The 11286-nt window shown below is 54.3% G+C and carries 12 protein-coding genes; all 12 read left to right on the top strand.

Features of this window, described 5'->3' with window-relative positions; all coding sequences use genetic code 11:
- The coding region (locus AC1XOS_RS14265; protein WP_481962893.1) for a 4Fe-4S dicluster domain-containing protein at window positions 1–541 on the top strand (541 nt) is incomplete at its 5' end.
- Window positions 542–1969, top strand: a complete 1428-nt coding sequence (nrfD, locus tag AC1XOS_RS14260) for an NrfD/PsrC family molybdoenzyme membrane anchor subunit (protein ID WP_481962892.1) — start codon at window positions 542–544, stop codon at window positions 1967–1969.
- The gene (locus AC1XOS_RS14255) at window positions 1969–2532 is read left to right on the top strand and encodes a DUF3341 domain-containing protein (protein WP_481962891.1); all 564 of its coding nucleotides are present in this window, start codon (window positions 1969–1971) and stop codon (window positions 2530–2532) included. Before nrfD ends, AC1XOS_RS14255 begins: the two co-directional genes overlap by 1 nt.
- Window positions 2533–2540: 8 nt before the next feature.
- A complete protein-coding gene (locus AC1XOS_RS14250) occupies window positions 2541–3605 on the top strand; it encodes an OmpA family protein (RefSeq protein ID WP_481962890.1) in 1065 nt (354 codons plus the stop codon).
- Window positions 3605–4822 carry a hypothetical protein gene (locus AC1XOS_RS14245; protein ID WP_481962889.1) on the top strand — a complete coding sequence of 406 codons (1218 nt, stop codon included), beginning with the start codon at window positions 3605–3607 and terminating at the stop codon, window positions 4820–4822. Before AC1XOS_RS14250 ends, AC1XOS_RS14245 begins: the two co-directional genes overlap by 1 nt.
- Before the next feature lie 2 nt (window positions 4823–4824).
- Window positions 4825–5250: a hypothetical protein gene (locus AC1XOS_RS14240; RefSeq protein WP_481962888.1), complete on the top strand. Its 426-nt coding sequence runs from the start codon at window positions 4825–4827 to the stop codon at window positions 5248–5250.
- Window positions 5250–6107, top strand: coding sequence for an SCO family protein (locus AC1XOS_RS14235; protein ID WP_481962887.1), 858 nt, complete (start codon window positions 5250–5252; stop codon window positions 6105–6107). The genes AC1XOS_RS14240 and AC1XOS_RS14235 overlap by 1 nt, the downstream gene beginning before the upstream one ends.
- 15 nt (window positions 6108–6122) lie before the next feature.
- A complete protein-coding gene (coxB, locus tag AC1XOS_RS14230; protein WP_481962886.1) occupies window positions 6123–7187 on the top strand; it encodes a cytochrome c oxidase subunit II in 1065 nt (354 codons plus the stop codon).
- The gene (locus AC1XOS_RS14225) at window positions 7184–8941 is read left to right on the top strand and encodes a cytochrome c oxidase subunit I (protein WP_481962885.1); all 1758 of its coding nucleotides are present in this window, start codon (window positions 7184–7186) and stop codon (window positions 8939–8941) included. The genes coxB and AC1XOS_RS14225 overlap by 4 nt, the downstream gene beginning before the upstream one ends.
- Entirely contained in the window at window positions 8938–9906 is a 969-nt protein-coding gene (locus tag AC1XOS_RS14220) for a cytochrome c oxidase subunit 3 (protein ID WP_481962884.1), read from the top strand. The genes AC1XOS_RS14225 and AC1XOS_RS14220 overlap by 4 nt, the downstream gene beginning before the upstream one ends.
- 7 nt (window positions 9907–9913) lie before the next feature.
- Window positions 9914–10318 carry a cytochrome C oxidase subunit IV family protein gene (locus tag AC1XOS_RS14215; RefSeq protein ID WP_481962883.1) on the top strand — a complete coding sequence of 135 codons (405 nt, stop codon included), beginning with the start codon at window positions 9914–9916 and terminating at the stop codon, window positions 10316–10318.
- A 56-nt stretch (window positions 10319–10374) separates the two neighbouring features.
- A complete protein-coding gene (locus AC1XOS_RS14210) occupies window positions 10375–11127 on the top strand; it encodes a ThuA domain-containing protein (protein WP_481962882.1) in 753 nt (250 codons plus the stop codon).
- The last annotated feature ends 159 nt before the right edge of the window (window positions 11128–11286 follow it).

Below are 11286 nucleotides of genomic sequence, written 5' to 3'. Positions count from 1 at the left end.
TGAGCCCGTCTGTCCGGTTGCCGCGACAGTGCACAGTCATGAGGGGCTCAATCAGATGGTCTACAACCGCTGCGTGGGAACCCGCTACTGCTCCAATAACTGCCCCTACAAAGTCCGACGTTTTAACTTCCTGAAGTGGACGCAAGGCGCGGGTGGGCCGACCACGCTGAACTACTTCGAGAAGCCTGTGCTTAAGATGCTCTCGAACCCGGATGTGACCGTGCGGGGACGTGGTGTGATGGAGAAGTGTACCTTCTGCGTCCAGCGCATCAATGAAGTCCGAATCGAGGCCAAAAAAGAGAGCCGCGAGATTCAGGACGGCGAGATTATCACGGCCTGTCAGCAGGTCTGTCCGACACAGGCGATTGTCTTTGGGGACATTAACGATCGCAATAGCAAGGTAAGCAAGCTGAAGCACCAACCTCATGACTACGCGCTCCTGGCTGAGCTAAATACTCGCCCACGAACGACGTACATGGCGAAGATCAAGAACCCCAACCCCGCGCTGGTCAAGCCGGTGGCGGCGGAGGGAGGACACTAGATGGCAACGGAACCGATGGGCGGCAAGCGCACGCAGCTCATCCCCGAGAATTTTATTGACAACGAGCATGACTATGAGTCTATTACAGATATCATTGCGCGCGTTGTCCTAAACCCGCGCCCGCCGCTGGTCTGGTTTATCGTAACCGCCATTGGCTTTGTTGGGTTGAACGTCATGCTGATGGCCATCACCTGGCTGATTCTGCGGGGAACGGGGATCTGGGGAAATAACCAGCCCGCGGGCTGGGCATGGGACATTGTTAACTTTGTCTGGTGGATTGGTATCGGCCACGCAGGAACACTGATCTCAGCGATTCTCTTGCTGATGCGTCAATCCTGGCGCAACTCGATCAACCGTTTTGCCGAGGCAATGACCATCTTCGCGGTGATGTGTGCGGGTCTCTACCCGCTGCTTCACACGGGTCGTCCTTGGTGTGACTACTGGCTCTTCCCTTACCCGAATATCTTGGGTATGTGGCCGCAGACGCGCTCGCCGCTAGAGTGGGACGTCTTTGCTGTCTCTACCTACTTCACCATCTCGATGCTCTTCTGGTTCTTAGGACTGGTTCCCGACATCGCAACCCTCCGTGACCGCTCGCAGAGCATGATCGCTAAGGTTCTCTATGGTGCGGTTGCACTGGGATGGCGGGGAAGCGCCAAGCACTGGTTCCGCTACGAGCAAGCGACCAATATCCTGGCAGGCATCTCTGCCCCACTCGTTCTCTCCGTGCACACCATCGTGAGCTTCGACTTCGCCGTGGGAATTGTCCCAGGCTGGCACACGACCATCTTCCCGCCCTACTTTGTGGCAGGAGCCGTCTTTGCCGGATTTGCGATGGTACTGACCTTTGGCCTGCCGCTCCGTGCTCTCTATGGTCTCAAGGACTTTATCACCGAGAAGCACCTCGACTGGATGGCCAAGATCACGTTGGCAACGGGCCTGATTGTCTTCTATGGCTACGTCTTGGAGATCTTCTATAGCTGGTACTCAGGCAATGTCTATGAGCTCGCTGTGGTCAACCATAGATTTGCCGGTCCTTACGCCGCATTCTACTGGGCGCTGATCTTCTGCAACGGTATCTGGCCGCAGGCACTCTGGTACCACAAGCTCCGCAAGAATGTTCCCTTCTTATTTGTCACCAGTATTGTAATTGGAATCGGAATGTGGCTGGAGCGCTTCGTGATCATCCCGATGTCGCTGACCCGTGACTTCCTAACCAGCTCCTGGGGCTACTACTCCCCGACCCTCTGGGACTGGCTACTCTTTTTAGGGACGATGGGCTTCTTTACCTTCTTGCTCTTTATGTTCATCAAGGTGCTGCCCTTCATCAATATCTTTGAGATGCGCGATCTACTGTATAAAAATCACCACACGTTTGGTCACGATACTCATGACGCTCACGATGCGCATGAAGAGGAGGCTCACTAATGTCAGCACATGGACATGGGCCTGTTGAAAACCCGATCTACGGAATGATTGCGGAGTTTGACTCTCCCGATGATCTCGTGATTGCGGCGAAGCGTGCGACGGCAGCGGGCTACTCGAAAACAGATGCCTACTCGCCTTTCCCGATTCACGGCCTTGCCGAAGCACTGCCAAACGGTACGGACGACCGTATTCCTTGGTTTGCGTTCTTTGGAGGACTCACGGGCTGTCTGTTAGGCTTTGGGCTACAGTACTTCATCGCGGTGATTGACTACCCGATGAACGTCGGAGGAAAGCCACTCAACACGTGGCCACAGTTTATCCCGGTCACGTTTGAGATGACGGTTCTCTGTACGGGCCTGACGACCTTTATCTCGCAGTGGGCCCTCAATGGTCTTCCCCGATTTCACCACCCGATCTTTAATGCCCCCAACTTTGATCGCGCCACACAGGATCGCTACTTCCTATGTATCGAGACCAAAGACCCCAAGTACGAACAAAACGAAACGGCGGCGTTCCTAAATGGGCTCGGAGCCCTGAATGTTGCGGAGGTAGCGCGCCAGTGAACATTAGCATGCGATACACACTAGGGCTAACCCTCTTGGGTGGAAGTGCTCTTCTCTCGGGCTGTCACATTGATATGTGGGAGCAGCCCAAGATGAAGGCCTACTACGAGAGCGATTTCTACACCGATCGTCAGGCCAGCCGTGCCCTGCCTGAGGGGACGATTGCGCGCGGTAAGCTCCGCACCGACGATGCCTTCACCACGGGGAAACAGGCCGGAAAGTTCGTCGCGCAGATTCCTGCCGAGGCGGTCAAGAGCTTTGGCGGCCCCAAAGCGATGCTGGATCGCGGTGAGAACCGCTACACGGTCTACTGCGCTCCCTGCCACGGAACTGCGGGCAACGGCAATGGCTTTATAGCGCAGCGCGGCCTTGGGTTCTGGCAGAAGCTACCCGCTACCTTGCACCAACCTCGTCTCCTAAAAGCAGAAGATGGCTACATGTACGATGTTCTTACCCACGGTAAGGGCGCGATGTATGGCTATGCTTCCCGCATCCAGGACTACAATGATCGCTGGGCTGTTGTGAGCTATGTCCGTGCGCTCCAGCTCGCTAGTGGGGGAAACGTTCCGGCGGCAGTGACTCCTGTCGCAGTGGCGGCTACTCCCGCTCCTAGTGAACCTGCTGAGCCAACGCCTGCACCGAGGGTAACGGCTACGCCTGCTCCTGTCGAGGCCCTCCCCGCAACGGACGCAGCTAAGAAGGAGCAAGAAGACCTCGATAGCGCGATGAGTAAGCTGACCGGTGATGTGCTCTTCGACACTGCAAAGGCCACTCTCAAGCCCGAATCGCAGATATTTCTAACCGCAGTTGCGGAGATTCTCAAGAAAAATCCTGACTCTAAAGTCGAGGTCGGTGGACATACGGACTCTCAGGGGAAAGCGGCGAGTAACCTCTCGCTCTCCAGCCAACGAGCAGACTCAGTTCGAGACTTCCTGACGAGCAAGGGAGTGGCAGGTAGCACGCTTCTGGCAAAGGGCTATGGCTCCGCCAAACCTGTCGCGGACAATAGCTCCAGTGAAGGCCGGGCCAAGAACCGACGCATTACCCTGACGGTTCAGGGAGGCGCAAACTAATGACGGAACACGAAACACACGAGGCTCCCTCAGCGCTTCCGACGCTGACAAAGCTGGGCAACACTGCCACAGGAATGGCCGTGATCGGTGCCATCGCACTGGCTGCGGGGTACTTTACGGATCAAAGTGCCGGTCACCGCGTCTTTGCCGGAGCGTATCACTACGGCTTCATCTTCTGGCTGACCCTGACACTTGGCTGTACGACACTTACGTTTCTGCACCACACGATCCGTGCACAGTGGAGCCTGTCAATTCTTAAGGTGCTAGAGGCAGGGAACAAGAACCTACCCCTGATGGGAATGTTCTTTATTCCTATCGCAATCGCCAGGGTTGCAGGGCATAGCTACTTTCCTTGGGCAGATCCCGCATTCATGGCCAAGCTTCCCATTCAAAAGCAGCAGTGGTTAAATCCGGTGGCCTGGATCATCCGCGCGGTGTTCTACTTTGTCTTCTGGATTTGGACGACCAGCAAGCTGAATGCTTCGTCTAAGGCTCAGGATGTAGATCGTGATGAAGCACGGGCGGAGTGGCGACGGAGCTTTGCACCGCCACTCGGCGTGGTGCATGTGATCTTGCTGACTTTTGCCTTCACGGACTGGCTGATGTCGCTCAACCCGATGTTCTTCTCCACACTCTATGGTGCGTGGCACATGGCAACGGGAATCCTGATGACGATCGCTTTTGGGACGGTACTTGTCCTCTCGATGCGCACCATGCGCCCGTTTGCCAGGGCAATCAACCCCGCGCTGACGAAAGACCTTGGCAACATGCTACTGGGCTTTACCATGGTCTTCGGGTACTTTACAATCTCACAGTTCCTGATCATCTGGTCGGGCAACCTGCCGGAGGAAATTATCTTCTTCGTCCAGCGGTTTGAAGGCCCCTTGGTCTACGTCGGGCTTGCGATTGTGGTGTTCCAGTTCTTTGGGCCGTTCTTAGCTCTGCTCTCGGGTAAAGGCAAGCGGACACCGCACCTTCTGATCATTGTTGCGGGGTGGATCTTCTTCTTTCGCACCATAGATGTTTGGTGGCAGGTCGTGCCTTTCTTCAAGTCCGCCTCGATTGCGTTCTCGACGCTCTGGATTGATCTGGCTGCCCTAGTGTTTGTGGGAGGAGTCTGGCTGATCCTCTTTGTGCGAAATCTGAAGGCAGGGGAGCTAATGCCGCTCCACGATACCCGAATCCAAGACACCAAGCTTGCTCTGGAGGCACACTAATCATGCATGGCTCAAATGATATCAACGACGGCACGATTCCGGAGCTTGGCTACGAGCACCGTGATGTCAATATTGTTGCCATTGTTCGCTGGATGAGTATCTTTGCAGGATTCGTCGTGGTCTCAATCATGGCCATTCAGTTTGGTGCTTACCCGTTCTTTACGCCCGACTGGAAGAAACTTGAGCGTGAGGTACCCGCATTTGTGACAAAGCCTCGCACACCGCCCTATCCACAAGTTCAAGGTGACCCTAAGCTAGATATGGAAATCTACAAGGCATCCGAGGAACCGCTTCATGTGGGGATTAAAAAAGCAAAAGAAACCCTTGCCGCCCGAGGAATCTCAGGAGTAACCGGTAAGGCCCCAAAAGAGGAGCACAGCTCCTATCCCGGTAGTGGTAAATATACCGGTGGAGAGGGTGCACACTAATGTGCCTACGCGGTAAGCTCACTCTAGGAGCCGCCCTCCTGGCGCTAGCTCCCTCGGCTTTCGGCCAGGGGCAGTCTCAGCAGGCTCCCTTTGGCTCACGTCCACGCTTTGACACGGGGATTAATGCCGCGCGTGATGTCTCCATCAGCCAGAATCTGGATGCTGCTTTGCCTCTCGAAACGGTATTTCGAAACGAAACTGGCAAGATTGTGCCCCTGAAAGAGTACTTTGGGACAAAACCTGTCTGGCTAGTCATGCCGTTTTTTAAGTGCACGGGAACCTGCCCTATGATGGTCGAGGGGATGATCTCTGCCATGCATGAGCCTGGCCTTGGCTACCAGATTGGGCGCGATTTTGAAGTCGTAGTCATCTCGATTAATCCGAAAGAGACGCCCGAGATTGCAACGGCAAAGAAACAAGAATATCTAAGTCAGCTTGGTTTAGCCGGGGCGGAGAAGTCATTTCATTTTCTGACGGGCGAAGAAAAAGACATTCGTGCCGTTGCTGATTCGCTAGGCTATAAATATGTCTACGATGCCAAGACGGGGCAGTATGCACATGCAAGCGCGACTTTCATGGTAACTCCCAAGGGACGTGTCTCTCGTTATCACTTTGGAGTGAGCTACAAAGCTAAGGACGTCCGTCTTTCGTTAACGGAAGCGGGGCAAGGTCGGATTGGGAGTGTGGCAGAGAAGATTTTGCTTTTCTGCTACCACTACGATCCACAGAGAAATACCTATGGGCTCGCTGTTTTTCGGCTTCTGCAAGTGCTGGGAACCGCAACAGCAATTGCCTTAGGTTCGTTTATGGTTATTAGCTTCCGGCGCGAGTCCCGGGAGCAGAGAAGAGAGGGTTGAGTACCGATGGGTGAAATGCCGATTATGGCTCCGGCAGCATCGGAATACGCGAAGAACGTAGACGTGCTCTACTGGGTTCTCACTGCGTTGACAGTGATCTTCACGGTCCTGGTGCTGGGACTGCTGGGCTTTTTGGTGGCACGCTATCAGCGTGGCAATAATGTGGATCGCTCTAACCCTGTAGACCATCACAACGGTCTTGAAATGGCCTGGACACTTCCCGCTTTGGTTTTGGGATTAGGGATATTTGTCTGGTCTGCAAAGCTCTTTGGGGAGGTCTATCAACCGCCAAAGCACGCAAAAGAGATCTTTGTGATTGGGAAACAGTGGATGTGGCACATGCAACATGCCAATGGCATCCGAGAGAACAACGAACTTCACATTCCGGTGGATGAGCCGGTCAAGTTTACGATGATCTCTCAAGACGTGATCCATGCGTTCTATATTCCTGAGTTTCGTATGCAGCGCCAGGTTCAGCCAGGTGAGTACACTCAGATGTGGGCTAAACCCACCCGGATTGGCAAGTACCATATCTACTGCAATATGTACTGTGGCACGCAGCACTCCGAGATGGGAGGCTGGGTCTATGTGATGAGCCGTGCCGACTATAATAAGTGGGCTGCCAGCGGTGGAGTACGTGCTGTCAATCCTGGTGGGATTGAGGCAACCCGTGGGGGACTCTCTCTTGCGCAGCAGGGCAAGGCACTGTACGAAAAATTCCAGTGTGCGGGCTGTCACGGTGGGGGTGGTTCTGATGCTGCCAAACGGGGACCGTCTCTTGCAGGGATCTTTGGGAAGAGTCGTCAGCTTGCTAGTGGCAAGATCGTAACCGCCGATGATGCGTACTTGCGAAATGCGATTCTCTATCCTGATGAGTTTGCTCTTGCGGGTTGGCCACAAGGCATGCCTTCGTACAAGGGAGTCTTAGCGGAAGGTGATGTGGTTGCGATCAATGCCTATGTCAAGACGATCGGAACTAAAGAGGAGCCCCACAGTGGTACACCTGCCGATGAGTCCATTCCGGCGAGCACAGACAATCAGCAGTTTCGTTACATGTATGGAGGAGAACAATACCAATGAGCGTGAGCACTTTAGATAGCCACGATACCTCGGTTGCATCCCACGGTCATGCCCGTGCTGCTCACGGGGAGAGTCCCTACGGTGTGGATAACGAGAACTATATCAATACCGATTTCTCGATTAAGTCCTGGTTGCTGACGGTTGATCACAAGCGCATTGCGCTCCTGTATCTCTTCTCCGTCTCGATGTTCTTCTTACTTGGAGGACTAGCCGCAGGTCTGGTTCGGCTGGAGCTGACCGCACCTAAGGGGCAGATTCTTTCCAGTGATGCCTACAACCGAGTTTTCTCGGCGCACGGTATTATCATGGTGTTCTTGTTCCTGATTCCGGCAGTCCCAGCGATCTTGGCGAACTTTGCTCTTCCCTTGATGATTGGGGCGCGCGATCTGGCCTTCCCGCGCTTAAACTTGCTCTCGTGGTATGTTTATATGGCGGGCGGAACCTGTATTTTGATCTCTCTCTTTTCAGGAGGAGTGGATACGGGCTGGACGTTCTATACGCCGTACTCCAGTATCTATGCCAATGGAAATGTGGCTCTTTGTCTGATGGGAGTGTTTCTTGGAGGATTCTCCTCCATCTTTACCGGATTGAACTTCATCGTCACGGTGCATAAGATGCGCGCCCCCGGAATGACCTGGTTCCGCCTTCCACTTTTTGTTTGGGCGCTGTATGCGACCTCCGTCATCATCATGCTGGGGACGCCCGTTGTGGCGGTGACGCTTCTGGTGGTTCTTGTCGAGCGTACTCTTGGCTTTGGAGTTTTCTCGCCCGAGCTGGGTGGTGATCCTGTTTTGTTCCAGCACATGTTCTGGTTCTACTCGCACCCTGCCGTCTACATCATGATGCTTCCAGCCCTGGGAATCATTAACGAGATCATTGCGACAAACTGTAAAAAGAGAATCTTTGGTTATGAATTTGTCGCAATGTCATCGCTTGCAATTGCCGCCTTTGGGTTTGTGGTCTGGGGCCACCATATGTTTGCGACAGCACAGTCCATGTACTCGAGCATGGTCTTCTCGATCATCTCGTTTTTAGTGGCGGTGCCTTCTGCTGTCAAAGTTTTTAACTGGATCGCAACGATCTTCAAAGGAAGTGTTGAGCTCTCCAGCCACATGATCTTTGCGCTGGGTTTTATTGGTCTCTTTGTGATCGGTGGACTTACGGGCATGTATCTAGCAGCAATCGCCGTAGATGTTCACCTGACAGCGACCTACTTTGTTGTGGCACACTTCCACTATGTTATGGTGGGTGGGGCCTTACTAGGCTTCATGGCAGGTTTGCACTACTGGTGGCCTAAGATGACCGGTCGCCTGTACCCCGAGTTTCCCGCAAAGCTCTCCGCGATTATTCAGTTTGTCGGCTTCAACATGACCTTCTTCCCGCAGTTTATTGTGGGATACTTAGGAATGCCCCGGCGCTACCACTTCTACGCCCCGGAGTACCAGATTTGGCATATTGCTTCATCGGCGGGGTCTACGGTTCTGGGCATTGGTTTCATGTTGCCTGTCTTCTATCTCATGTGGTCCTGGTTCAAGGGCGAGAAGGCTGTTGCGAACCCTTGGGGAGCGGTTGGACTTGAGTGGACGATTCCCTCACCACCGGTTACCCACAACTTCCTGGAGATCCCAGTGGTCACGTGGGAAGCTTACGAGTACCATGGGGAGCATCCTGCTCACGATGTCTTGGATCATGCACATGATCACGACAAGGATCCACAGCATAGCTCACCTGTCCGAGAGGAAACCCACGTATGAGTCTGCACGCTCTAGAGCCTAGTACAGGGGCTGAGCATTCGCATGGTGCTGGTCAGCGGGTCTCGATGCAGTATGAGAACATTCACCAGCAAAACGAGAGCTACCTGGTAGGAATGTGGTCGTTTCTGGTAACAGAGATCATGTTCTTTGGGGGGCTGTTCCTCGCCTACTCTCTCTACCGAGTGATGTATTTCGATACCTACTTGGAAGCTCACCAGTTCCTGCTCCAGTACAACTTCCTAGGCTTGATGAAAGGTGGCTTTCCTTGGCTAGGGACGATCAATACGGCGGTCCTGCTGACGAGCTCGCTCTTTATGGTACTTGCGGTCTACAATGCTCAGATCGGCCAGCGGATTAAAACGATCCTCTGGATTGGGACAGTGGTAGGCTGTGCGATGATCTTCATGGTCGTCAAGTACTTTGAGTACACCAATAAGCTACACGAAGGTCTCTACCCGGATCGCAACTTCAACTACGCCCGTGCGCTCTATATTCTCAAGACAGAGCATGCGGGTCATGACAGTGGCGGTCATGCCGAGAATCCACGCGCCAACCGTGCATGGACGGCGATGCAAGAAGCCAAGAAGGCGGGAGCTAAACTCAGTGAAGAAGGGCTAGAAATTCCGGCCACACAGACGGCTAAGCTCGCCGAAGGAATGGATCAGAGACTAACATCCATACCCAATGGAACGATTGCTTTTTCTGTACCAAATGCTGCCTTTACGCGCTATAAAGCAGAGGCTCAGCACGCTCGGCTCTTCATGAGCATCTACTTCTGTATGACAGGGCTTCATGGCATCCACGTCTCCATTGGAATTGTGATGATGGTGCTGCTGATGTTCTTCTACTGGATCAAGCACCCCTGCGTAGACGACTATATGCCGCTGGAAATGATTGGTCTGTACTGGCACTTTGTGGACATCGTGTGGATCTTCTTGTTCCCGCTGATGTACTTAATCTCGTAAAGGAAAGATGATGGCTGATATTGCACACGGACACGACGATCACGGACATGGGCACGGGCCTGTGAACCCTGTCGTCGAGGTCATCCAGCATCCGAAACCCTCGCTCTACTGGCTCACGTACGGCATACTCTTCGTCCTGCTGATCGTCACGGTGGTTCTCTACTACATTGACCTTAGTGCGGCAACGCGCTGGGTGGGAATGAACTTCGTGGTCGCGATGTTTGTCGCAGTGATCAAAGCGGGCTTTGTGGTCTACAACTTCATGAATGTCCGGGGAAGTACGAAGCTGACTTGGCTCTGGGCAGTGCTGGGCTTTGTCTGGCTGATGCTGATGGCGGGAATTTTTGTTGACTACCGCAGTCGCCCTTCTCAGGGAGGCTGGGAGTCACAGTACACGGAGCGGATGCGGTAGGCTTGCTCTGATGCCCGGCACATCTGTGCCGGGCTTTTTCTTTTGGAGGATCAACAATGGTTGTTACTGTCTGGGGGGAAAACCTCCACGAAAAGCAGCATGAAGCTGTCCAGAAAGTCTATCCTGACGGCATGCACAATGCGATTGCCGAGGGCCTGCGTGAGCTACTGGGTGAGAGTGCCACAGTGCGAACCGCGACACTTGACCAGCCCGAGCATGGCCTCACCGACGAGATCTTGGCTAGCACGGATGTTCTCACGTGGTGGGGCCACATGGGACACGACAAAGTGGACGATGCCATCGTGGAGAAAGTCCATAAGCGTGTTTTAGAAGGCATGGGGCTGATTGTCCTGCACTCGGGGCACTTCTCCAAGATCTTCCGTAAGCTGATGGGAACGACATGTGGGCTGATCTGGCGCGATGACGACCTTGAGCGAGTCTGGACGGTTCGACCTGGTCACCCAATCACGGAGGGCCTTCCTCCTGTCTTTACCGTGCCCCTCACCGAGATGTATGGGGAGTACTTCGACATTCCTCAGCCCGACGAGCTGGTCTTTATCTCCAGCTACGGTGGCGGCGAGGTCTTCCGCTCGGGCTGCTGCTGGAACCGGGGGCGGGGGAGAGTCTTCTACTTCTCGCCGGGCCACGAGACCTATCCCATCTACTTCCAGCCGGAGATCCGTCGCGTGATCGCCAACGCGTGCACGTGGGCCGCGCCAACCACGGAACTTGGCATTCGGGTCTGTCCGCATGCACCTCAGGGTTGGTTTGAGACCAACCCGAACCTGGGCTGGGAAAAGAAGTCGTGAGACGTGCACTGCTCGTCGGGGCGGGAGGAATGGGTCAAGGCTGGGCTAAGAACCTCGTTGCCCACTCCGACCAAGTGTCGCTGGCAGGCTGGGTGGACATTCGCGAAGGTGCCGCCGCCGCCGCCGCGGAAAAGCACAAGATTTCGGGGCTGTGGATGG

The sequence above is a fragment of the Armatimonas sp. genome (assembly GCF_964826245.1).
This window is presented reverse-complemented; position numbering and strand designations above follow the sequence as displayed.

Excerpts from the sequence above, each read along its gene's own strand:
- AC1XOS_RS14250 (WP_481962890.1), top strand. The coding sequence starts at position 2,541 with ATGCGATACACACTAGGGCTAACCCTCTTGGGTGGAAGTGCTCTTCTC.
- coxB (WP_481962886.1), top strand. The coding sequence starts at position 6,123 with ATGCCGATTATGGCTCCGGCAGCATCGGAATACGCGAAGAACGTAGAC.
- AC1XOS_RS14215 (WP_481962883.1), top strand. The coding sequence starts at position 9,914 with ATGATGGCTGATATTGCACACGGACACGACGATCACGGACATGGGCAC.
- AC1XOS_RS14210 (WP_481962882.1), top strand. The coding sequence starts at position 10,375 with ATGGTTGTTACTGTCTGGGGGGAAAACCTCCACGAAAAGCAGCATGAA.
- AC1XOS_RS14235 (WP_481962887.1), top strand. The coding sequence starts at position 5,250 with ATGTGCCTACGCGGTAAGCTCACTCTAGGAGCCGCCCTCCTGGCGCTA.
- AC1XOS_RS14240 (WP_481962888.1), top strand. The coding sequence starts at position 4,825 with ATGCATGGCTCAAATGATATCAACGACGGCACGATTCCGGAGCTTGGC.
- AC1XOS_RS14255 (WP_481962891.1), top strand. The coding sequence starts at position 1,969 with ATGTCAGCACATGGACATGGGCCTGTTGAAAACCCGATCTACGGAATG.
- nrfD (WP_481962892.1), top strand. The coding sequence starts at position 542 with ATGGCAACGGAACCGATGGGCGGCAAGCGCACGCAGCTCATCCCCGAG.
- AC1XOS_RS14220 (WP_481962884.1), top strand. The coding sequence starts at position 8,938 with ATGAGTCTGCACGCTCTAGAGCCTAGTACAGGGGCTGAGCATTCGCAT.
- AC1XOS_RS14225 (WP_481962885.1), top strand. The coding sequence starts at position 7,184 with ATGAGCGTGAGCACTTTAGATAGCCACGATACCTCGGTTGCATCCCAC.
- AC1XOS_RS14245 (WP_481962889.1), top strand. The coding sequence starts at position 3,605 with ATGACGGAACACGAAACACACGAGGCTCCCTCAGCGCTTCCGACGCTG.